We start from the raw sequence: 24164 nt of genomic DNA, 5'->3' as shown, positions 1-24164 counted from the left end.
GCTGTCTCACACGAGGCAGCCTCTTTTTTCTTGTAGACTTATTAAAGTGCTTTATTCACTTCGCGTACTGCAGCAGTACTTTCAGCAAATTTAGCTTTTTCAGCATCGTTTAGTTTTAATTCCACGATTTTTTCTACTCCGTTTTTACCTATCAGTACAGGTACTCCTACGCATACATCTTTTTCACCGTATTCACCTTCAAGTAATACAGAGCAAGGGAAGAGTTTCTTTTGGTCGCAAGCAATAGCTTGTACGAGAGCAGATACAGCAGCACCAGGAGCATACCAAGCTGAAGTACCCAAAAGTTTAGTAAGCGTAGCACCACCCACCTTAGTATCATCAGCTACTTGTGCCAAGCGTTCAGCACTTAGGAATTCCGATACAGGTACACCACGATAACTTGCAAGGCGAGTAAGAGGAAGCATACCACTATCGCTGTGAGCAGCAATTACCATACCATCAACGTCCGAGATAGGGCAGTTAAGTGCTTCGGCAAGGCGGTATCTAAAACGAGCACTATCAAGAGCCCCACCCATACCAATGATACGGTTTTTAGGTAAGTTGGTAGCTTTGTGCACCAAGTAAGCCATAGTGTCCATAGGGTTACTCACCACAATCACGATTACGTTGGGTGAGTATTTTACAAGCTGTTCTACCACCGATTTTACAATGTTAGCATTAGTACCAATCAGTTCCTCGCGTGTCATACCAGGTTTGCGTGGTATCCCCGAAGTGATTACTGCAACATCACTACCTGCCGTTTTAGAATAATCGTTAGTAACGCCCACGATACGAGTGTCAAAGCCATTAAGAGATGCAGTTTGCATCAAGTCCATAGCTTTTCCTTCGGCAAATCCTTCTTTGATGTCAATTAGAACAACTTCTGAAGCAAAGTTTTTAATTGCAACATACTCGGCGCAGCTCGCTCCTACGGCACCTGCACCTACAACTGTAACTTTCATATAATCTATAATTTAGGTCAGAAGGAAGTTAATTAAGTCCTTTCTGATGGTTATTTTATCGCACAAATGTACTAATATTTATTGAATCTTGCAAATATTTTTTATAATTTTTTGATTTTCGTTAATCTCGTCTTACAAAACAAAATTTTTGGAGTTCTTTAACGATATTTGCTAATTATCAAAATATCACTACCTTTGCCTTAAAATAATAGAAAATGAAGAATTTAGAACTCAAACTCCCACCAGCTGCAGTATGGATTATTTGCGCCTTGATAATGTGGGGGATTACTCGTTTATTACCATTTTTAGCATTGCCTCGTATGCCCCTAGTGGCTATAGCCGTTGCAGGGATAGGTATAGGCATTGCATTCGCAGGTGTTTGGAGTTTTCATAAAGCTCGTACTACTATCAATCCTCTCACCCCCTCGCAAGTTACTCATTTTGTTTCAAAAGGTGTATATCAGCTCAGCCGTAACCCAATGTACGTAGGCTTGGCTTGCTGTTTGATAGCTTGGGCTATATGGCTCACTTATCTTCTAGCTTGGATAGGAATACCGCTATTCATAGCCTATATGACACACTTTCAAATCATTCCAGAAGAACGTGTACTAAAATTGAAATTTGGCAAAGAATACGAAAACTATAGCCTAAAAGTACGCCGATGGCTGTAAATTCGTCATTCCCCTCTACAACAAAGTTAGCAATTTATGAGCGAAGGATAAGCGAAGGTTGAACGAAAGATAAAAGCCTGTGCGGCTCGCACCGAAGGAAAGTCGGCGAGCTGGCGCAGCTGAGTATGTGACGAAAGATAAAAACCTGTGCGGCTCACACCGAAAATTAATCATTAATCATTAAAACATTAATAATTATTTTGTACCTTTGCGCCTACAATTCTAAATAGATAATCTTATGAGAAAAATTTTGTTTTCACTGGGAATCATAGCTTCATCAGCAAGCTGGGCACAAAATGCCTTTTTAACCAATGAATATTGGAAAGCCAACCCCTCACCACAACAAGTAGCCAAAGATATTAATGAAAAAAATAACCCTACAGCACTCAACGACCGTGCATTTGATGCTACCACTTTGGCAATAATGAACAATGCACCTCAAAAAACAATACAATATCTCATTGATATTGAAGGAAATGGAGTAGATAAACTCACTCACGACAAGCGCACCTATCTCTTTTGGGCTGCCTACCAAAACAATGTGCCCGTGATGAAATATTTACTTAGCAAAGGAGCAAAGGTAAACATCAAAGAATCACACCAACTTACGCCCTTACTTTTTGCAGCAGTAGGCGGGCAGTCAAACAAAGCTATTTACGACCTATTGCTGAAAAACGGAGCCTCTATAACCGATACCAATAACGAAGGAGCTTCGGCTTTGCTATTGTTGTTGCCTAACCTTACCGACCTTAAAGCCGCTAATTACTTTGTTAAAAAAGGGCTGAAGCTTGAGGCAGTAGATAACAACGGCAATAACGCCATTTATTACGCCGCTACTAAAGGTAATAAAAAAGTGATTGACGAGCTGATAAAAAAAGGTATTGATGTAAAAGCCGTAAATAAAAAAGGTGAAAACGCTTTCTTTGCCGCTGCTCGTGGTGCAAAACGTTTTACTAATAAAGTAGATTTTTATATCTATTTAGAGCAGTTAGGGCTCAACCCCAACCAAAAAAATGCTAATGGGCTCACACCTTTGTATGTAGTTGCAGGCAAAAACAGCGATGTGGCAGTAATCAATTACCTATTAGAGAAAGGAAATGACCCTAATCAAGTAAATGCTGAAAAAGGAGGCAGAACACCACTGATGAATGCCGCAGCACTCAATAGTGCAGAGGTAGTAAAACTATTAGCTGAAAAATCACAGAATATCAATGCCGTGAATAGCGATGGTTATTCGGCACTTACGCTGGCAGTAGATAATAACAGGGCTGAGGTAGTACGTTTGTTGTTAGATTTAAAAGCCGATGCTTCAGTAGTAGATAATGAAGGAAATACACTCTATCATCACGCGGTAAAAAGAGGCGATAAAAAAATATTAGAGCTTATAGCAGAACTTGGTTTGCCCATCAATGTAAAGAATAAAGAAGGAGTTACCCCTTTGCAAATTGCCGCAATGATAGCCGAAGATACTGATATCTTACAATTTTTGTTGAGTAAAGGTGCTGATAAGACAATTACAACCGATTTGGGCGAAACTGCCTATGACTTAGCAAAAGAAAATGAAAAATTACACGATAAAAATATAGATTTCTTAAAATAGTAAAAGTATGAAAAAAAGTTCTTTAATAATAGCCTTAGCAGTAGTAGTACTACTTGCAGTAGGCTTTGTAGCTCAGGTAGAAACTAAAAAATACAAGTGTTTAATTCAGCTCACTAATTATAAAGGCGAAGGGGCTTACATAGTAGCTTCGCTCATCAATCCCGAAGGAAAATACGAGCAAACATTACAAGTGATTGGCGATGACCCAGAGTGGTATAGCGAACTTCCCCAATGGTGGAAATTCTACGGCAAGCGCAAAACCATCGATGGAATTACAGGAGCTACCATTGGTGCAGGCGAACGTACAGTAAAAGTAATTAGCTTAACAGACGATAAGTTCAACAAAGGCTACAAAATCCGATTTGAAACAGCAGTAGAAGATGCCAATTATTATGCACAAGATGCCGAAATAGAACTTACTACAGCCAATCTAAACACAAAAGTAGAAGGAAAAGGCTATATTAGGTACGTGCGATTAGCTCAGTAAGACATATAAAAAACTAAATAATTATGAATATTGATTTTAAAGAGATTGTTTCAGCAACAATGGTGTTATTTGCGGTAATTGATATTTTGGGGAGTATTCCTTTGATTATTAATTTGCGAAAAAAAGCGGGACGAATAGAATCAGAAAAGACAGCAATAGTAGCTGGCGTATTGCTCATTGTGTTCTTGTTTATAGGAAAAGAACTACTAAATCTTTTTGGTGTTACTGTCGAATCGTTTGCAGTAGCGGGTGCTTTTGTACTTTTCTTTCTTGCCTTAGAGATGATTTTGGGTATTACACTTTATAAAGATGTTACACCTGAATCGGCATCGATAGTGCCTTTGGCTTTTCCGGTGGTAGCAGGTGCAGGAGCTCTTACCACAGTGCTTTCACTCCGCGCCGAATATCACGTAGAGAATATCATCATTGCCATTCTCATTAATATTATTATTGTATACATAGGACTTAAATCGTCAGTGAAAATTGAAAAAATACTTGGAAAACAGGGCATTACCGTAATACATAAGTTTTTCGGAGTTATATTGTTGGCGATAGCAGTGAAGTTGTTTGCAACTAATATCAAAATAATGATTAATGGTTAAAAAAATAATAATTACCCTAATAATATAACACAACAATCTAACGACTAACGACTAATAAAAATGAATAAAGAAGATAATTTCTTTCTATTAGCAGGACCTTGTGCTATTGAAGGAGAAGAAATGGCACTGAGGATTGCCGAACGAATTGTAAATATTACAGATAAGCTAAATATTCCCTACACTTTTAAAGGAAGTTTTAAAAAAGCCAATCGCAGCCGTATAGATTCATTTACAGGAATAGGCGATGAAAAAGCCCTAAAAATATTGCGAAAAGTAGGCGAAACCTTCTCTGTGCCTACAGTTACCGATATTCACGAGGTGAGCGATGCCTCTATGGCTGCCGAATATGTAGATATGTTGCAAATACCTGCTTTTTTAGTACGCCAAACCGATTTGGTAGTAGCTGCTGCCAAAACAGGAAAAATTGTGAATCTTAAGAAAGGACAATTTATGAGTCCCGAAAGTATGCAACACGCCGTACAGAAAGTTATAGATAGTGGTAATAAAAAAGCACTAATTACCGATAGAGGTACAATGTTTGGCTATCAAGATTTGATTGTAGATTTTAGAGGAATACCTACAATGCGCCATTTTGCACCCGTGGTGATGGATGTTACCCACTCATTGCAACAGCCCAACCAACAAACAGGTGTTACAGGGGGCAGACCTGATATGATAGAAACTATTGCACGAGCTGCGGTAGTAAATAATGTAGACGGATTGTTTATAGAAACGCATTTTGACCCCGCTACTGCCAAAAGTGATGGGGCTAATATGCTGCACTTAGACTTATTAGAGGGGCTACTTACCAGATTGGTGGCTATTCGTGAAACAATTAATAATTTTTAATGAACAATTATACCGAAGCGCTCTCAAATCCTATTTTTCAGCTTATTAGCAACGTAGCCGATCAGCTATCATTAGAAACTTATGTGATTGGGGGCTTTGTACGTGATTATTTACTTCAGAAAAAACTACCAAAAGATATTGATATAGTATCCGTAGGTAGTGGAATTTCCTTAGCCGAAAATGTAGCCAAGCGTTTGGCAGGAACGCCCAAAGTGTCGGTATTTAAGAACTTCGGAACAGCGATGATAAAAGCTGAAACGCTTGATATTGAATTTGTAGGCGCAAGACGTGAAAGTTACTCCCAACACTCGCGCAAGCCATATGTAGAATGTGGTACCTTACAAGACGACCAAAATAGACGCGATTTTACAATCAACGCAATGGCTTTTTCTTTAAATAAAGCTAACTATGGAGTTCTTATAGACCCTTTTAACGGGCTTCTGGACTTGCAGAATAAAATTATTCGCACCCCCTTAGACCCTGTGATTACTTATTCTGATGACCCGCTGCGAATGATGCGTGCTATTAGGTTTGCCACTCAGCTCAATTTTACTATTGAGGAGCATTCACTACAAGCTATAACAGAACAAAAAGACCGACTGAAAATTATTTCTCAAGAACGTATTGTAGACGAACTGAATAAGATTCTTGCTTCACCTAAACCCTCTATAGGCTTCAAACTCTTATACCAAACAGGACTACTACATTATATATTACCAGAACTGATTGCGTTACAAGGAGTAGAGGAGCAGGACGGACAAAGGCATAAGGATAACTTTTGGCATACGCTGGAGGTAGTAGATAATATTGCAGAACATACCGATAATTTGTGGCTGCGTTGGGCAGCTCTTCTGCACGATATAGGCAAAGCACCTACAAAACGTTTTGACAAAAAAGTAGGTTGGACGTTTCACGGGCACGAGTTTTTGGGTAGTAAAATGGTGTATCATCTTTTTAAACGTTTGCGTATGCCCCTAAACGACAAGATGAAATATGTGCAAAAGATGGTGAAGATGAGTTCGCGCCCCATCATTATAGCTGAAGATATCGTTACCGATTCGGCAGTACGCCGCTTAGTATTTGATGCAGGGGAAGAGTTTGAAGACCTGATGACCCTCTGTGAAGCTGATATTACAACTAAAAACCCTAAAAAATACCAACGTTATCACGAAAACTTCCAATTGGTACGACAAAAAGTAGTAGAAGTAGAAGAAAAAGACCATATTCGTAACTTTCAGCCTCCTATTAGTGGGGAAGAAATTATGGAGCTATTTGGGTTGCCCCCTTCACGCCCTATAGGGGTACTGAAAGAAGCAATAAAAGAAGCGATATTAGAAGGAAAAATACCCAATGAATATGAAGCTGCCAAAACCTTTATGCTGGAAAAAGCAAAGAAGATGGGACTTTCAGCTAAATAATAACTGACAAAATGTCAGTGTTATTTATTGAACTACGGAGCTTGTTACCTTATGAAAATAAGGAACAAGCTCTTTTTTTTGAGAATCTTATTTTATAAAATGCTGTCAAAATGGCATATTTTAAAGATTGGTATAGAAGTTGTCTTTAGGTTATACGAAAATGTTTAACACTAAAAATAGAAAATAATATGAACTTCAATACATTTACAATCAAAGCGCAAGAAGCGGTACAAACCGCTCAGCAAATTGCCCAACAATACGGGCATCAGGAATTGCAATGCGAGCACTTCTTTAAAGCTATAGAGCAAGTAGACGAAAACGTATTGCCTTTCCTCTTTAAAAAACTGAACATCAATCGCGAACAGCTCAGCAAAAACTTAGAAGCTGCCTTACAGTCTTTTCCAAAGGTATCGGGGGGTAGTATGGGGCTTTCACGCGAAGCCAACACAATGCTCAACGAAGCGGTTAACATCGCTAAAAAGTGGAATGATGAATACGTATCGTTAGAGCACTTGCTTTTGGCTATCTTCAAAAGTAATAGCAAGATAGCGCAAGCCCTCAAAGACCAAGGGGTAAACGAAAAAGAAATAGAAAAAGCCATTCAAGAGTTGCGCAAAGGCGAACGAGTAACCTCTGCATCAGCTGAAGATACTTACAACTCGCTCAACAAATACGCTAAAAACCTCAATCAGCTGGCGGATAGTGGCAAGCTCGACCCTGTAATTGGTCGTGATGAGGAAATACGCCGCGTGCTACAAATCCTTTCGCGTAGAACCAAAAACAACCCTATGCTGGTGGGTGAACCAGGGGTGGGTAAAACCGCTATTGCTGAAGGTTTGGCACACCGTATCGTAAAAGGCGATGTGCCTGAGAACCTTAAAGATAAGGTAATTTACTCGCTTGATATGGGTGCCCTTATCGCAGGAGCTAAATACAAAGGTGAATTTGAAGAACGACTCAAATCGGTAGTGAAGGAAGTTACAACTTCTGATGGTAGCATCATCTTGTTTATTGACGAAATCCACACCCTTGTAGGGGCTGGTGGTGGCGAAGGTGCTATGGACGCTGCCAATATCTTAAAACCTGCATTGGCTCGTGGTGAGCTACGCGCTATCGGGGCTACTACCCTTGATGAGTATCAAAAATACTTTGAAAAAGACAAGGCTCTTGAACGCCGTTTCCAGAAGGTAATGGTAGAAGAGCCAGATACTGAGAGTGCTATTTCAATCCTTCGTGGTATCAAAGAAAAATACGAAACTCACCACAAGGTGCGTATCAAAGATGAGGCTATTATTGCAGCAGTAGAACTTTCTGAACGTTATATCACCAATCGTTTTTTGCCTGATAAAGCTATCGACCTAATGGACGAAGCAGCGGCTAAATTGCGTATGGAAATCAACTCTAAACCTGAAGAGTTAGATGTGCTCGACCGCAAGATAATGCAGCTTGAAATAGAGATTGAGGCTATTAAGCGCGAAAATGATGAGGTTAAGCTGAAAACACTTCACGAAGAGTTAGCAAACCTTAAGGAAGAACGCAACGCTATCTATGCTAAATGGCAAGGCGAAAAGAGTGTGATTGACGAGGTACAAGCTACCAAAGAGGCTATTGAGCAATACAAACTGGAAGCAAGCAAAGCTGAACGTGAAGGTGATTATGGTAAAGTGGCTGAATTGCGCTACGGCAAAATAAAAGAAGCTGAAGCTAAATTGGCTACCTTGCAAGAGAATTTAGACAACAAGAATGAAGGCAATACCTTAGTAAAAGAAGAGGTAACAGCTGAAGATATAGCTGAGGTAGTAGCTAAATGGACAGGCATCCCGGTATCAAAAATGCTACAAGGCGAACGCGAGAAGTTATTGAAACTTGAAAGCGAATTGCACAAACGCGTAGTAGGACAAGAAGAAGCTATAGAAGCAGTATCAGATGCCATACGCCGTAGCCGCGCAGGCTTGCAAGACCCTCGTCGCCCTATAGGTTCATTCCTTTTCTTAGGTACTACTGGGGTTGGTAAAACTGAGCTTGCCAAAGCGTTGGCTGAATACCTCTTTGACGATGAAAACGCAATGACGCGTATTGATATGAGTGAGTACCAAGAGAAACACGCAGTGAGCCGATTGGTAGGTGCGCCTCCAGGATATGTAGGTTATGATGAAGGTGGTCAGCTAACTGAAGCCGTACGTCGCCGTCCTTATTCTGTTATCCTATTAGATGAGATTGAGAAGGCACACCCCGATACTTTTAATATTCTCTTGCAGGTATTAGACGAAGGACGCTTAACCGACAATAAAGGTCGTACTGCCGACTTCAAAAATACCATTATCATTATGACCTCTAATATGGGTAGTCATCTTATTCAGGAGGCATTTGAAAAATACGCTAATGATACAGAGCGCGCTATAGAAACCTCTAAAAACGAAGTGTTACAACTGCTTAAACAGACGGTACGCCCTGAGTTTTTGAACCGTATAGACGATATCATAATGTTTACACCGCTCAACGCTAACAATATCCGTAGTATTGTACGTTTGCAACTCGATGCGGTTATCAAGATGGTAGCCAAAGAAGGTATCACAATACAAGCTACCGATGAAGCAGTAGATTATTTGGCACAAAAAGGCTTTGACCCTCAGTTTGGTGCTCGTCCTGTGAAACGTATCATTCAGAAGGAAGTGCTTAATCGTCTTTCTAAAGAAATACTTGGTGGTAGTGTTCACAAAGATAGCGTTATAAAACTATTAGTGGCAGACGGTAAGCTGGTGTTTGAAAATTAGAAGTAGTAGAAATTATATTTGCTACTATACTAATAATTCACTATATTTGCAGCTTGATAACGATAATAGATAACCAAAGATGCCGCTAAACTATTTAGACCCTATTGAAGCTGGGCTTGCTTTAGAAGATTACAAGCCGCAACAAATAGGCTTCCAGATAAATAAACACTTGTATTCTACAGGATTGCCCAGCCTTAAAGAGGTAAAAATTGCTCTTTTCTGTATAGAAACACCAGAACAATCGTTTGAGGATTTCCGCAAGCAGCTTTATGCTCTTTTTTTGGGGAATTGGAATATGGAAATTGCTGATTTGGGGAACCTGAAAATAAGTGATTTTGACGAGGAGGCTTATAAAAAGATACAAGAAATCTCGGCAGAACTTATTAAGCAAGGAGTTATACCGCTGCTAATTGGTGGGGTACAAGAACTTACCTATGCAATGTATCGTGCCTTTGATAGCCTTGAGCAAATGGTGAATATGGTGAGTGTAGATGCCAAATTTGACTTTGGTAATAATGAGGAGCTTTTTATAGAGGATTCGTATATGAGCAAACTCATCTCAGAACCTCCTGTTAATCTGCTCGATTTTACTAATATAGGTTATCAATCATATTACGTAGCCCAAGAAGAGTTGGATTTGCTTGAAAAGATGTGTTTTGAGGCACACCGTTTGGGTAATATTACTGGCGATTTACGCATCATAGAACCTGCGATGCGTGATGCCGACATTGTGAGTATTGATATGACTTCGGTGCAGGCAAGAGACATTGGTTCTATAGGGTATGTAAATGGGTTTAATAGTAGAGAGATATGTACGATTACACGTTATGCTGGCATTAGTAGCAATGTGCAAATTGCAGGTATTTTTAATATTCCATCTACTAATTTGGCTTATCAGCTATTAGCCCAAATGGTATGGTACTTTTATGAAGGATTTAATTTTCGCATCAAGGAATTACCTGTAATTACTGATGAGAATTACACAAAATATATAGTTCCTATAGATGATATACAAATAGAGTTCTTTAGGAGTACACAAACGGAACGCTGGTGGATGAAACCTGGTGGTGATAAGTATTCTTCGCCACAAAATCACGTTCCTTCGGGGCTTATACCTTGCTTGCATCAGGATTATGAAGAAGCAACAAAGGGTATTATTCCTGAACGCTGGTGGCGCTCTTACCGCAAATCGATTTAATGTGATTGTTGTTAAAAAACGATGAGCCAATTTGCTAATTTGCAGATTGGCTCATCGTTTTTTTAGTTGGTAAGTTTTTCTGTTAATTCAAACCAACGTTCTGTTTTTTCTTCAATAAACATTAGGGTTTCTTGTAAGGCTACAGACTGGCTTTGTATCTCATCGGGGGTGAGATTGCCAGCAGCAAAAGCGGCTTCGATAGCTGCTTTTTTTTCTTCTAAGGTGGCAATCTCTTTTTCTAACCGATTGTATTCTTTCTGTTCGTTGAAAGAAAGCCCTTTCATTCCGTCTTTACGCCACGTATTTTTGGTTGTTTCTTTTTTAGGGGTTTCGTCTGCCGGCGGGGTGCTTTCTTCATACACGCGGTAATCGGTGTAGTTGCCTGGGAAATCTTCTACTTCGCCCTTGCCTTTGAATACAAAAAGGTGATCGACTATTTTATCCATAAAATAGCGGTCGTGCGATACGACTACTAAGCAACCTGGGTAATCTAATAAGAAATCTTCTAGTACGTTTAGCGTAACGATGTCGAGGTCGTTGGTGGGCTCGTCTAAGATTAAGAAATTGGGGTTTTGGATAAGTACCGTGCATAGGTAGAGCCGCTTGAGTTCGCCTCCGCTGAGTTTTTCGACATAGTCGTATTGTTTTTTGCGGTCGAATAGGAAGCGTTCTAACAATTGTGCTGCTGAAAGGGTACGTCCTTTGAGCAAAGGGATGTAGTCGCCGTATTTTTGTATTACTTCTATTACTTTTTGTCCTTGTATTACTTCTATACCTTCTTGGGTGTAATAACCGAATTTGATGGTATCACCTACGATTATTTTACCACTATCGGGGGGAATTGCTCCTGTAAGTAGATTGAGGAAGGTGGATTTGCCTGTGCCATTTTTTCCTATAATACCTACGCGCTCGCCTCGCAGGAAGTTGTAGCTGAATTTGTTGAGCACTTGTAGCTGCCCGAAAGCTTTGCTTACGTTGTGAAACTCGACAGTTTTGCTTCCTAAGCGTTCCATATTGATTTCGAGTTGTACGGAGTGTTCTTTTCGGCGTTTGTGAGCTTGTTCTTTAATTTTGTAAAAATCGTCTATACGAGATTTTGATTTGGTGGTGCGTGCTTTGGGCTGGCGGCGCATCCAATCGAGTTCTTTGGTGTATAGATTCTTAGCTTTTTCAACTGAGGCTTGTTCTTGGGTGAGGCGTTGTTCTTTTTTTTCTAAGAAATAGGAATAGTTTCCTTTGTAGCTAAAGAGCTCTCCGCCGTCTAATTCTAATATTTCGTTGCAGACGCGTTCTAAGAAATAGCGGTCGTGGGTAACGATAAAGAGGGTAAGGTTTTCTTTGGCAAAATATTGTTCGAGCCACTCAATCATTTCAAGGTCGAGGTGGTTAGTGGGTTCGTCTAAAATAAGGAGGTCGGGTTTGCTGATGAGAACGTTGGCTAAGGCGAGGCGTTTTTTTTGTCCGCCAGAAAGGTTTTTGACTTTTAGCTGTAGATTATCTAACTTTAGCTTGAAAAGGATTTGTTTGTATTGAGTTTCGAAGTCCCACGCATTGTGTAATTCCATTTGTTCGAAGGCTTTTTGGTAGGCATCTTCGTTTTCGGGATGTTGCAAAGCGTGCTCGTAGGTTTGTATCAGGCGTAAAATAGGGTTATCAGTAGCGAAAATGGTTTCTTCTACGGTTAGTTCTTCATCAAAATAAGGATTTTGAGATAGAAAACCGATGTGTATTCCTTTTCTGAATACCACTTGTCCGCTATCGGGGAGGTCTTTGCCTGCCATAATATTTAGGAGAGTTGTTTTTCCAGTTCCGTTTTTGGCGATGAAGGCGATTTTTTGGTCTTTGTTGATACCAAAAGAAATGTTTTGTAGGATAATGCGTTCGCCGAAGGCTTTGGATATGTTTTCTACTGATAGTAAGTTCATTATAAATTTGATAGTAAGTAATTTGGTGCAAAGGTAGTAAATAATTATGATTTTTTTGTACCTTTGTGGTTGTAAAGTTATTATTGTTCGCTTAACCTTCGGTGAGTAATGTGGGAGTGGAAGTTAATAATAGTGAATGCACAGAGCTAGGTAGGTGGAGGTAATTATGGAAGAAAGTAAACGAGCGTAACTGACTAATTATAAAAAAATAAAATATGGTTTATACATTAGAAGAAATAGATAAAGTAGCCGCAGAGGTGATTAGGCTGCTTAAGCATAAAGTAGTGATTTTTAGGGGGGCTATGGGGTTTGGCAAAACGACTCTTATCAAGGCATTGGTGCGGGCTTTGGGGAGTAATGACAATGTGAGTAGCCCTACTTTTAGCCTTGTAAATCCGTATGAAATACCTGAGGGTTGTGTTTATCACTTTGATTTTTATCGTCTTAAGAATGAAGAAGAGGCTTTTGATATTGGCTTTGAGGAGTATCTTTATTCGGGGGACTGGTGTTTTATAGAATGGGCTGAACGGGTGGCAAAGTATTTGCCTGATGCTTATACTATTGTGGAAATTACAGCTATTGATAAACAAACGCGGAAGTTGAACGTTATTAATTATTCGGCATAATGAGGGCTTATTACAGAAAACACATATTGGAATTTAAGCGTCCTTCGGGGACTTCGCGTGGGGTGCTTACTACAAAAGAAACTTATTTTTTGATTGTTGAGGATGGAGGCAAAAGAGGGATAGGTGAATGTGGAATTTTGCGTAGCTTGAGCGTGGACGATGTACCTGATTACGAAACGCAATTGCAATGGGTGTGTGCCCATATTGATTTGGGCGAAACGGCATTGCTGAGTACACTTAGGGCTTTTCCATCAATACAATTTGGTGTGGAACAGGCTTTTAGAGGGCTTCGTGCGCTGCGGTGGTACGAGTTATTTCCTTCGGATTTTACGATGGGTAGAGCTTCTATTGGTATCAATGGGCTTATTTGGATGGGGACGCCTGAGTATATGAAAGCGCAGATAAAGGATAAGATTTCGCAGGGTTTTGGGTGTATTAAGATGAAAATAGGTGCGATAGACTTTGAGGAGGAGTATTTGCTCCTAAAGGCTTTACGGCGTGAATTTTCGGTAGAGGATATAGAAATAAGGGTGGACGCTAATGGAGCTTTTGCTCCTGAGGCAGCTGTGGATGTGTTGGCACGTTTGGCGGATTTGGGATTGCACTCTATAGAACAGCCCATTAAGGCAGGGCAGTGGGCGGCAATGGCGCGCCTTTGTGAGACTTCGCCTTTGCCTATTGCTCTTGATGAGGAGCTGATAGGAGTTTTTGATTTGGAACAAAAAAAGCGGCTTGTGAAGGAAATAAAGCCGCAATATATTATTTTAAAACCTTCGTTGATAGGGGGGTATAGGGGTAGTGAGGAGTGGATTTCGCTTGCTGAGGCTCATAAGGTGGGATGGTGGGTAACCAGTGCGCTTGAGAGTAATATTGGGCTGAATGCTATTGCGCAATGGACTTATACTTTGGGGAATACAATGCCTCAGGGATTGGGTACGGGGAGCTTGTACACTAATAATATAGCGTTTCCGTTGGCAGTAGAGGGAGGTTTATTGAGTGTTAATTTTTCTGAGCCCGTAACATTTCCCTTTTCATAGGAGGTCCTGGAAGTCGTTCTACAGTGAATCCTGCGGCTGCCAAGGCGCGGCGCACGCTACCTTTAGCGGCATAGGTAACTAATATACCATTGTTTTTCAGGGCGTTGTACATTTTTTTGAAGATATCTTCGTTCCATAGTTCGGGTTGTACTTGTGCTCCGAAGGCATCGAAATAGATGAGGTTGAAAGTGGGGGTGTCGTTAATTTGTTGGAAGTGTTGGAGTCGCTTTTTGAAGCTAAAGGTGGGGGATAATTGTATTGTTTCATTCCAGCTACAGCTGTGCATTTGCTGGAAGATAGATGAAAGAGAGTTATCGATGAGTTGTGGGTAGTTCATTTGTGAGGCTTCTTGCCAAGTGAGGGGGTAGGCTTCTACGGTTTCGTAATGGATGGTTTGCCCTAAAGAAGTGTGCTGAGCGAAGGTAACAAGGGCATTGAGTCCTGTTCCGAAGCCTATTTCGAGTATGGAGATGGGTTGTTTTGAGAATAGATAGAGCCCATTTTTGATAAAGACGTGCATAGTTTCTTGTAGAGCGCCGTGTACGGAGTGGTAGGTTTCGTTGAGTTGTGGGTTATAGAGGCTTGTAGAGCCATCGGAGGTTTGAATAAGTGTGTGTGTCATTATAATTATTAACCCTTTAATAGTTAGCTGATTGTAAAAGATGTTAAAAAGTTTTTTGTATTTTAGGGCACAAAGTTAGGAAATAATTTGTATCTTTGACGAAAATTTAGAGCAACAATGAAGACAATGATAAATAATTATGATACGGGGGTATTGGTAAATAATGCTTGTATTGATGAGGAAGTTGCTGTGGAGTCTCTTTTTCAAACAAAAGGGAGAGAGGAGGCGGAAGTGAAAAAGGAGCAAGAAGAAATGTATTTAGACGCTCTTATAGAAGAAGGATGCACAGAATTTAAAACTCATAAGACCACCAAAATAAATCCTTTTAATATATGGGAACACCTACCTACACAATAGAACTTACTAAAAGAGCTGTAGAACAATTAGATAAGATTAAAAAATCGGGGACAAAGGCTGTAAAAGAGCGGCTGGAAAGGATTTTTTTGGAATTGGCTTATACACCAATGAATATCAATGGTTTTGCTTTGCCAGAAAAGTTAAGAAACTACCCCAATGAGGAGGTTTGGAGTAGAGAACTTTCTAAAAAAGATAGGGTTGTTTATCAAGTATATGAAAATATAAAAACAATTATAGTACTTCAGCTATTGGGGCACTATAACGATAAATGAAGATATTAAAAAAACTAAAACAATATGGATTTAAAGATTGAAAAGATTAAGGAAAGTCGTATAAAAGAGGTAGACTTTTCAAAGTTAAGTTTTGGTAAAACGTTTTCTGACCATATGTTCATATGTGAATATAAGGATGGGAGTTGGCAAAATCCTACTATAAAGCCTTATGGAGCTCTTACGTTAGACCCATCGACTAGTGTATTTCATTACGGTCAGGCAGTATTTGAGGGAATGAAAGCGTATAAAGATGATAAAGGACAGGTGTTTTTGTTTCGTCCGCAGGAGAATTATAAGCGTATAAATAAATCTTGTGAGCGCTTGGCGATGCCTGCTTTTCCTGAAGAATGGTTTGACGAGGCACTTCGCACGCTTGTAGCTCTTGATAGTGAGTGGGTGCGTCCGGGCTTTGGCAATGCGCTTTATTTGCGTCCGTTTATGATAGCAACTACACCAGGTGTACAAGCTGCACCAGCGAAAGACTACTTATTTATGATAATAACAAGCCCTGTACAGGCGTATTATACAGGTGATATAAAGGTGAAGATTGCTGATTACTACAGCCGTGCAGCGAATGGAGGTTTTGGTTTTGCAAAGGCAGCGGGTAACTATGCAGGTCAGTTTTATCCTACCCGTGAGGCTGCTAATGAGGGTTATCAGCAGGTGATGTGGACTGATGATGCTACGCACGAGTATTTGGAAGAGGCAGGAACAATGAACTTGTGGTTCCGTTTTGGGGATACATTGGTAACTTGCCCTACAAGTGAACGTATTTTGGACGGTGTTACCCGAAAGAGTGTTATAGCTGTAGCTGAAAAATTGGGTATAAAAGTGGAAGTACGCCCTGTAAAGGTAAGTGAGCTTATAGCTGCTGCTGAAAGTGGGGAATTTAAGGAAGCTTTTGGTTGTGGAACGGCAGCAGTGATTAGTCCTATATCGGGATTTGGGTATAAAGGTAAGGATTATAGTGTGAATCGCCCAACAGAATTGTATGCAGATAAAATAAAAGAAACGATACTTAACATTCAGTATAACAGGGGAGAAGACCCATTTGGCTGGCGTGTGCAAGTGAAATGATGAAAAAAAAAATGAAAAAAAGTTGCTAAAAAATTTGCAGGTTTCAAAAAAGGTTGTACCTTTGCACCCGTAAAACATAAAGCACTTGGCCTCGTGGCGCAACTGAATAGCGCATCTGATTACGGCTCAGAAGGTTACAGGTTTGAATCCTGTCGAGGTCACAGAAAGGTAACGCACTTACACATAAGGCGTTACCTTTTGTTTTTTTATAAAGATCTTATTTGTAATTATCTTAAAACGACAAGGTAAGTAACTTCTTATAAGGTAATATTTTTTGCGTTATTTTTTATAAAAGCTGATTTTGGAGGTATGTGAAGCTCTGAAGTATTGTTTATAGTTAAATATTTTAAAATAAATAAAATATGAGTATTGAACAGCCTATTGAAGCACAAGGATATAAGGTGTATTTTAATACTGAAGGTTATGTATTTATAAATCGTTACTTGGAGGAGGTGCGTCCGTCAAAGATTTTTATACTTTCGGATACGCATACACACGAATGTTGTGTGCCTACTTTCTTGCCGCAACTCGCTACAGATATTCCTATAGAAATAATTGAAATAGAGGCTGGTGAACCTCATAAAAACTTAGAAACTTGCTACCAAGTGTGGCAGGTGCTTGCAGAATTGGGGGCTGATAGAAAGAGTTTGCTGATAAATATAGGAGGTGGTGTGGTAACGGATTTGGGGGGCTTTGTGGCTTCAACTTATATGCGTGGTATTGCGTTTATCAATGTTCCTACAAGTTTGCTGGCTATGGTAGATGCTTCGGTAGGGGGCAAAACAGGGGTAGACTTGGGAACGCTTAAAAACTTGGTGGGGGTGATTAATAATCCTAAGGGGGTGGTTATTGCTACTGAGTTTTTGGCAACCCTTCCTGCAGATGAGCTTCGCAGTGGTATGGCTGAAATGTTTAAACACGGGCTTATAGCATCGGAAAATTACTGGCAACGGATGTGTGATTTGAAATCTTTGACACTGAGTGATTTGGATGGTCTTATTTACGAATCGGTGGTGATAAAAAACGAGGTGGTAATGGAAGATCCTACAGAGAAGGGGGTGCGCAAGATACTGAACTACGGTCATACATTGGGACACGCTATAGAGTCATATTGTCTTGATAACACTCATAGGCGTAGGTTATTACACGGTGAAACAATAGCGATAGGGATGGTGCTGGCGAGCTTTTTGTCGGTGAAGCGATTGGGATTTTCGCAGGAGCAGTGTGATGCCATAAAGCGTGTATTGGGTGAATATTTTAGCAAAGAGGTTTTTACTGCAGAGGAAATTGCTGCTATTTGTGATTTGATGCGATTTGACAAGAAAAATTCGCACGGAAAGGTGCAATTTGTGCTCTTGGAGTGTGTTGGGACTCCTAAAATAGACTGTGAGGTATCTTTGGATGAGATAGTAGAGGCTTTTGCGTATTACGCTAATTAGTGGGTAATGTGGTTTATTTTTTACACTTATAAATTATTGTAAATCAAATGTATAGTGTAATAAAAGAAAATAATTATATTTTTTTGTTTTGTTAATTGGAAAAAAAATTGTAATATTGCCGAAATTTTTAAAGGGTGAAGTGTGCTTTAAAAGAAATATGTTTCACACTTTCCGCTGAAAAACAATCCTTTTGAAAATAAGATAGCACACTGTTTTTTGGCAGGAAATACAAATTTTAAATCAGCAAATGGCTGAAAACACACAAACACAAGAGGAGTTCTTGGCGAACTTTGATTGGAACAGATACCAAGAGGGTATTGACAGTATTCAAGAAGACCAATTGAAAAATTTTGAAGAATTGGTTAAAAACAACTTTGTTGATACGCAAGACAATGAAGTAGTAGAGGGTGTTGTAACTCGTATTACTGACAGGGAAGCGATTATTGACATTAATGCGAAATCAGAAGGTGTAATATCACTAAATGAGTTTCGTTACAATCCGAACTTAAAAGTAGGGGATAAAGTAGAGGTGCTTATTGACGTACGCGAAGATCGCAACGGACAATTGGTGCTTTCACACCGCAAAGCACGTACGCTTAAGGCTTGGGATCGTATCAACCTTGCATTTGAAAATGGTGAGATTGTAAATGGATTTGTGAAGAGCCGTACCAAAGGTGGTATGATAGTAGATGTATTTGGCATCGAAGCATTCTTGCCTGGTTCACAAATAGATGTGAAGCCTATCCGCGACTACGAACAATTTGTAAATAAAACAATGGAGTTCAAGATTGTGAAAGTAAATCACGAATTTAAAAACGTGGTGGTTTCACACAAAGCACTTATTGAGGCTGACATTGAAGAACAGAAAAAAGAGATTATCAGTCAGCTTGAAAAAGGGCAAGTACTTGAGGGTGTTGTTAAGAACATCACTTCGTATGGGGTATTCGTTGACCTTGGTGGCGTAGATGGATTGATACATATTACAGACCTTTCTTGGGCACGTATCAGCCACCCATCAGAAGTGGTTGCTGTAGACCAAAAGCTAAATGTGGTAATCCTTGACTTTGATGATAACAAATCACGTATTCAATTGGGCTTGAAACAGCTTAGTCGTCATCCTTGGGATGCGCTTGCTGATGACCTAAAAGTAGGTGATAAAGTGAAAGGTAAAGTAGTGGTTATTGCTGACTATGGTGCTTTTGTAGAAATTGCTGATGGTGTAGAAGGATTGATACACGTTTCGGAAATGTCGTGGAGTACTCACTTGCGTTCAGCACAAGATTTTGTGAAATTGGGTGACGAAGTGGAAGCTGTAGTATTGACTCTTGATCGCAATGAGCGCAAGATGTCATTGGGTATTAAACAACTTACTCCTGACCCTTGGATTAACATCACAGAGAAATATCCTGTAGGTTCTAAACACACTGGTACAGTACGTAACTTTACTAACTTTGGTGTGTTTGTAGAATTGGAAGAGGGTATTGATGGATTAATTCACATCACCGACCTTTCTTGGACTAAGAAGGTGAAACAACCTTCAGAAATAGTAAATACGGGTGATAAGATAGAGGTAATAGTACTTGAGCTTGATGCTGAAGGACACAAATTATCATTGGGGCATAAACAAACAATGCCTAACCCTTGGGATAAGTATGAAACTGAGTTTGCAGTAGGTACTATTCACACAGGTACTATCTCGAAAATAGTAGACAAAGGAGCGACAGTACCTTTTAACGAAGATATCTTGGCGTTTGTTCCTACTCGTCATTTAGAAAAAGAAGATGGTAAGAAATTAGGCAAAGGAGATACTGCAGAGTTTAAGGTAATAGAGTTCAATAAAGAATTCAAACGTGTAGTAGTATCTCACACAGCTGTTTTCAGAGAAGAAGAAGAGAAAATAGCTAAAGAGGCTGCTAATGTTGTAAGCTCACAAGTTGAAAAATCAACTTTGGGTGATATTGAAGCGCTTCAAGAATTGAAAGACAAGATGGAAAAAGAGAAGTAATTTAGTTTTTTTCATAATTTTTTGTTTTAATGAAGGAAAGTCGTTGCTGGGAAGTGACGACTTTTTTTAGTGCAAGCTATTTAATATAATAGCTTGCACTAACTTCTGTATCAAAACTTACTTTTTGAGCTTTTTTACGGGCTTTTATCAGGCATTTATTGTTGTGATAAAGGGCTTTGCCTGCAGGGAGTAATAGATGACATTTGGCACCTTGCAATGAGGTAATAGTAGCCTGCTGTAGCTGGTGTTTTTCCCAAGAAAAACTAACTTGAAAACCATTGCGTGCTTTCATTCCGCTAATAGTTCCATTTTCCCAGTCGGGGTGGTGTGGGAGTGCTGGTAAGAAACGGATGGTATTATCAGTACCGTGACTTTGCAGAAGCATTTCGGCTATACCTGCAGCACCACCAAGATTGCCATCTATTTGAAAAGGTGGATGGGCACAAAATAAATTTGGGTAGGTACCACCTGCTTCTCCATTAAGCTTTTGAGGTGAAACGGGTTTTAGGAGTTGGTGCAATAGCAATAATGCTTGTTTTCCGTTTTGCAAGCGTGCCCAAAAGTTGATTTTCCAAGCACTTGACCACCCTGTACCTTCATTTCCTCTTATTTTGAGTGTTTTTTTGGCTGCTTTGGCTAGCTTAGGAGTGTCCCAAGGGGTAATTTCATCGTAAGGATAAAGCCCGTAGAGATGTGATACATGCCTATGTGTAGGCTCGGCATCTTGCCAATCATCTAACCATTCATTCAAATCACCTTTTTTTCCTATACGATTAGGGGGGGTATTTTCAACAATTTTTTTCCATTCTGTTATCTTTTCGTCATCAACTTTTAGAATGGTTGCAGCCTTAATACTATTATTAAGCAACTCACGTACTATTTGCATATCCATAGTAGGGGCTATACAGGTATGGGCTGCTACTTTTTTGCCACTATCAATAGGAAATAAATAAGCATTTTCAGGTGAATTGGATGGTGCTGTTACCCAATAACCTGTGATAGGGTCTTTGATGAGAAAACTTTGGAAGAAAGCTGTAGCTTCTTTCATCACTGGGTAGTAGTTTTTTAAGAAATCGAGGTCGTGGGTAAATAGATAGTGTTGCCATATATGCTGACATAACCAAGCACCTCCTGTGAGGGTAGACCCCCATACAGCAGACTCACCAGGGGAGGTAAAAAACCAAGGATTGGATATTACGTGTGTTACCCAACCTTCAGCCTTGTAATAGGACTTGGCTGTTTTACGTCCGTTGGGCATCAAGTTTTTAGTAAAACGATGCAAAGGCTCTGTAAGGTTTGATAAATTACTAATTTCAGCCAGCCAATAGTTCATTTGCAAATTAATATTCAGGTGATAATCGCCATTCCAAGGGGTTTGGTATTCTTCAGCCCATAATCCTTGTAAGTTTGCTGGTAAAAGTCCTTCACGAGAAGAGCAAATTAACAAATAACGTCCGAAATTGTAATACAAAATAGGTAGTAAGGCATCTTTTTTGCCTTTACTGAAGTTTTCTAATCGTTGGAGCGTACTAAGTGATTGTGTATCGGCATTGGCTTTGGCATACCAACGATTGCGGTTGAAGAGCTCTTGATAAGCACTTTTGCTTTTGGCTAAAGCACTTTCAAAATCAGTATTTGCTGTTTGTAGATAAGCTTTAGCGGTCTCTAAAGGGGACACAGCAGTCAGTCCGCTATTGGTGTAGTTGTAGTTGGTACTCATACTCACTTTTAATACGAGTTCGCGAGCGTTTTGTACTGTTATAGCAGCTTCGTCTTTCTGCATCTTGCCATCGCTTTCGAGGGCTACAATACCAGCAAAATGCATTCCCTGCTGCTCTTTATTAGGAAGTACTCCCGTCAGGATGATACGGTCGGGGAGGTAGCTTAGTGTTGCGTTTTCTTTGCGGGTAAAGCTGACAGCTACCTCAAAAGGCTTTTGAGCACTGATTTTTACCCATATAATATCGTTTTTAAAGTCTGCAAAAGCCGTTTGGGTAATTGTATTGCCATTGCGCTGATAGGTAGTAACAGCTGTTGCCTCGTCTAAGCGCAAAATGCGGCTATAGTTTTGCACAGGCAAAGTATCTTTCCACTTGATAAGCAAATCACCAAAGATTTGGTAACAACCATAGCTACAATTAGCTCCATTACCTCGGCAAGACCCTTCGCCTTTAGCAATAAAATGTTTTTGCAACAGAGCTTCTGCTTCTATATTTTTGCGTTGTAATAACAATTGTTGTATATGCGGGAGATACTCATATGCCTGTGGCTCATCAGATTCTTGAGCTCCGCCCGACCATAGTGAAATCTCATTGAGCACAATACGATCGGTAGAGGTGCCTCCATATAGCATAGCTCCTATACGCCCGTTGCCTATTGGCGCACTTTCAGTAAAATGAGTTGCAGGGTTATGAAATACTACCGATACGTCCTGAGGTTGTGCTATTATTGCAGTACAATACAAACCTAATAATGATAATAAATACAGTTTCATAATATGAAGTTGTTTTTTAAACCTAATTTTCTTAAAACCTTGCAAATATAATAATTATTTTTATAATATACAAAAACACCCCCATTGCTGAGGGTGTTTTTATGATATGTTTGCAGAGACTCTTTGCTATTTTACTTCTTCAAAAATAACTGGTTATGAAATATAATTTTATGGTACAAATTTGATTGCTAAAATCAGTTATATTATTTTTGTATTCTATTTGATTATTATCCATTTACCTGATTTTGTAGAGCCTTCGTGCTTAATAATTCCCGATTTGGTCATATTTTTAATATGGTATTTAATTCCATCAAGAGTAATACCGATAAATTGAGCTAACTCCTTTTGAGTGATTTCTGGTTTTGCCTGAATAGCTGCTAATATTTTTTCTTGGGTAGTTTCTTGGGTAGTTTCTTGGGTAGCTATTGGGTGTTTCTTGGGTGTTTCCGATCCAAATCCTTCCTCAAAATACTTTTGAGAAACACTTTCAACTACCCGAAAAGCTGTAATCAAAGAAAAATCAAAAGAGGCTTGTGTATTACCATTTTCTTCCAATTCTTTCTGTACTCGATACACCCCACGACTGAATCGGTTTACATAGCCTAAAACTTTCATAGCTTCAGCAATAAAAGGATTGCGATAGTCGCTTACGTTAGGAAAATTATCAGGACTGACTTTGCCATATAATCCGCCTGGATTTTGAATTTCGATACGGTTATCATATTCATAAAACTGAATAGGAGCATTTCCCTCATAATCCCTATGCATTATGGCATTCATCAATAATTCTCGGGTAGCCCAATAAGGGTACTTGGAAACTGTTTCTTCACGAAGTACACTTACAGGAATAGGACGTTTTTGCGAAATGCTTGTTTCGACAAAAGCATCAATTTTAGGTAGTATTTTACAAAGATTACCGCTAAACTTATGCTCGTTGAGAATATCGCCTGTCCGATCTTTACCTTTGAAGCGTACATATTGAATATATGCGCCGTGTATATAACGCTCAGGATTCTTTCCAAATAGGACTATAGCCCCATTGGTTGGGCAGTTATAACGTAAATCATATAAACCAAGAGAAGCAAGTTGCTTTGTAATATCTCGTTTGTCTTCATCAAGAATAGCTTCTGTTACAGCCTTGGGTAAGAATTCCTTCCGGATGATAGATACATCCAAATCATTAATATTTGTGCCTAAACAAGGCATAGCATCGAACGTATGGACATTAGAGAGTCGCCTTTCGGTAAGTATTTTTTCTTCAGCCTCTGTTGCTGTGCTTTTTCGAGGCCCCACACGTACCCAAATACGACCACGATAACGTATTGGAGGAAATTCTGAGGGTTGCACTTCGGCTACTAATACATCGCCCTGATCAAAACTAAACTTTTCGACCGTCATAATGGGTTGGGGTAGAATATTACCATCGGTGCGAATATTAGCAATTTGTAATAAGAGTTTATCATCAACCTGCAAGCCTGACAATTCACCATTGTCCTTGGCTCCGATAATGAGATAGCCATTTTTAGCGCTTCCCGAAATATCATTTGAGAAAGCGCATATGGCCTGACAAAACTTATCTGTATTGGCAGTTGATTCTGTTCTCTCGATATTGTAGCTCTCGGTATTGGAAAGCATTTGTAGCACTTCCTTTTTCGTTATCATATATTTTGTTATTTGCAATATGCAATATTGGTTATACCTTTACTTTTTTCTTTTTGACAACATTTTTAAATTTGCTTATAAAATACT

At 39.5% G+C, this 24164-nt stretch carries 20 protein-coding genes and 1 tRNA gene; 16 read left to right on the top strand and 5 right to left on the bottom strand.

The genetic code is table 11. The features are described from left to right. Positions 1–41 precede the first annotated feature (41 nt). On the bottom strand, positions 42–962 hold the full coding sequence (locus J4N46_RS09545) for a malate dehydrogenase (protein WP_208059105.1): 921 nt from the start codon (positions 960–962) through the stop codon (positions 42–44). A 215-nt stretch (positions 963–1177) separates the two neighbouring features. On the opposite strand from J4N46_RS09545, the gene J4N46_RS09540 reads away from it, so the two are divergent. The 8 genes from J4N46_RS09540 (at position 1178) to J4N46_RS09505 (ending at position 10561) form a co-directional block, all read left to right on the top strand. Beyond that, complete coding sequence (locus J4N46_RS09540) at positions 1178–1633, top strand: methyltransferase family protein (RefSeq protein WP_208059104.1); 456 nt, start codon at positions 1178–1180, stop codon at positions 1631–1633. Positions 1634–1871: 238 nt separating this feature from the next. Next, positions 1872–3233, top strand: coding sequence for an ankyrin repeat domain-containing protein (locus tag J4N46_RS09535; RefSeq protein ID WP_208059103.1), 1362 nt, complete (start codon positions 1872–1874; stop codon positions 3231–3233). Positions 3234–3240: 7 nt separating this feature from the next. After that, entirely contained in the window at positions 3241–3720 is a 480-nt protein-coding gene (locus J4N46_RS09530) for a DUF2271 domain-containing protein (RefSeq protein WP_208059102.1), read from the top strand. A gap of 23 nt (positions 3721–3743) precedes the next feature. Beyond that, positions 3744–4322, top strand: a complete 579-nt coding sequence (locus J4N46_RS09525; protein ID WP_009415790.1) for a MarC family protein — start codon at positions 3744–3746, stop codon at positions 4320–4322. A gap of 60 nt (positions 4323–4382) precedes the next feature. Beyond that, positions 4383–5171 carry a 3-deoxy-8-phosphooctulonate synthase gene (gene kdsA / locus J4N46_RS09520; protein ID WP_009415791.1) on the top strand — a complete coding sequence of 263 codons (789 nt, stop codon included), beginning with the start codon at positions 4383–4385 and terminating at the stop codon, positions 5169–5171. Beyond that, on the top strand, positions 5171–6589 hold the full coding sequence (locus tag J4N46_RS09515) for a CCA tRNA nucleotidyltransferase (protein ID WP_208059101.1): 1419 nt from the start codon (positions 5171–5173) through the stop codon (positions 6587–6589). The genes kdsA and J4N46_RS09515 overlap by 1 nt, the downstream gene beginning before the upstream one ends. Before the next feature lie 188 nt (positions 6590–6777). Further along, positions 6778–9363, top strand: a complete 2586-nt coding sequence (gene clpB / locus J4N46_RS09510; protein ID WP_009415793.1) for an ATP-dependent chaperone ClpB — start codon at positions 6778–6780, stop codon at positions 9361–9363. 79 nt (positions 9364–9442) lie between these two features. After that, positions 9443–10561, top strand: coding sequence for a formimidoylglutamase (locus J4N46_RS09505; RefSeq protein WP_208059100.1), 1119 nt, complete (start codon positions 9443–9445; stop codon positions 10559–10561). Between the two features lie 62 nt (positions 10562–10623). On the opposite strand, the gene J4N46_RS09500 is transcribed toward J4N46_RS09505, so the two are convergent. Then, positions 10624–12486, bottom strand: coding sequence for an ABC-F family ATP-binding cassette domain-containing protein (locus tag J4N46_RS09500; RefSeq protein ID WP_208059099.1), 1863 nt, complete (start codon positions 12484–12486; stop codon positions 10624–10626). A gap of 215 nt (positions 12487–12701) precedes the next feature. Here J4N46_RS09500 and tsaE point away from each other — a divergent pair, with 215 nt between their 5' ends. Then, a complete protein-coding gene (gene tsaE / locus J4N46_RS09495; protein WP_208059098.1) occupies positions 12702–13112 on the top strand; it encodes a tRNA (adenosine(37)-N6)-threonylcarbamoyltransferase complex ATPase subunit type 1 TsaE in 411 nt (136 codons plus the stop codon). Continuing rightward, positions 13112–14149, top strand: coding sequence for an o-succinylbenzoate synthase (locus J4N46_RS09490; protein ID WP_208059097.1), 1038 nt, complete (start codon positions 13112–13114; stop codon positions 14147–14149). Before tsaE ends, J4N46_RS09490 begins: the two co-directional genes overlap by 1 nt. Here J4N46_RS09490 and mnmD read toward each other — a convergent pair. Further along, positions 14112–14771 carry a tRNA (5-methylaminomethyl-2-thiouridine)(34)-methyltransferase MnmD gene (gene mnmD, locus J4N46_RS09485; protein WP_208059096.1) on the bottom strand — a complete coding sequence of 220 codons (660 nt, stop codon included), beginning with the start codon at positions 14769–14771 and terminating at the stop codon, positions 14112–14114. The two genes, J4N46_RS09490 and mnmD, sit on opposite strands and share 38 nt — an antisense overlap. A 126-nt stretch (positions 14772–14897) precedes the next feature. Between mnmD and J4N46_RS09480 the strand changes: the two genes are divergently transcribed. The 6 genes from J4N46_RS09480 (at position 14898) to rpsA (ending at position 19921) form a co-directional block, all read left to right on the top strand. After that, positions 14898–15128, top strand: a complete 231-nt coding sequence (locus J4N46_RS09480) for a hypothetical protein (protein ID WP_208059095.1) — start codon at positions 14898–14900, stop codon at positions 15126–15128. Beyond that, positions 15104–15400, top strand: a complete 297-nt coding sequence (locus J4N46_RS09475) for a type II toxin-antitoxin system RelE/ParE family toxin (protein ID WP_208059094.1) — start codon at positions 15104–15106, stop codon at positions 15398–15400. Before J4N46_RS09480 ends, J4N46_RS09475 begins: the two co-directional genes overlap by 25 nt. 24 nt (positions 15401–15424) lie before the next feature. Next, on the top strand, positions 15425–16477 hold the full coding sequence (locus tag J4N46_RS09470) for a branched-chain amino acid aminotransferase (RefSeq protein WP_208059093.1): 1053 nt from the start codon (positions 15425–15427) through the stop codon (positions 16475–16477). A gap of 87 nt (positions 16478–16564) precedes the next feature. Beyond that, positions 16565–16638: transfer RNA gene (locus J4N46_RS09465), tRNA-Arg, on the top strand. A 201-nt stretch (positions 16639–16839) separates the two neighbouring features. After that, complete coding sequence (gene aroB, locus J4N46_RS09460; protein ID WP_208059092.1) at positions 16840–17916, top strand: 3-dehydroquinate synthase; 1077 nt, start codon at positions 16840–16842, stop codon at positions 17914–17916. 247 nt (positions 17917–18163) lie between these two features. Beyond that, positions 18164–19921, top strand: coding sequence for a 30S ribosomal protein S1 (gene rpsA, locus J4N46_RS09455; protein WP_208059091.1), 1758 nt, complete (start codon positions 18164–18166; stop codon positions 19919–19921). 76 nt (positions 19922–19997) lie between these two features. On the opposite strand, the gene J4N46_RS09450 is transcribed toward rpsA, so the two are convergent. Together J4N46_RS09450 and J4N46_RS09445 are read right to left on the bottom strand one after the other, a co-directional pair. Next, positions 19998–22415, bottom strand: a complete 2418-nt coding sequence (locus J4N46_RS09450) for a glycoside hydrolase family 95 protein (protein WP_208059090.1) — start codon at positions 22413–22415, stop codon at positions 19998–20000. Between the two features lie 216 nt (positions 22416–22631). Next, positions 22632–24077 (bottom strand): RNA-binding domain-containing protein, encoded by a 1446-nt coding sequence (locus J4N46_RS09445; RefSeq protein ID WP_208059089.1) that lies wholly within the window; start codon positions 24075–24077, stop codon positions 22632–22634. Positions 24078–24164: the final 87 nt, after the last annotated feature.

It is taken from the genome of Capnocytophaga bilenii (assembly GCF_017565765.1).
Classification (GTDB): Bacteria; Bacteroidota; Bacteroidia; order Flavobacteriales; family Flavobacteriaceae; genus Capnocytophaga; species Capnocytophaga bilenii.
This window is presented reverse-complemented; position numbering and strand designations above follow the sequence as displayed.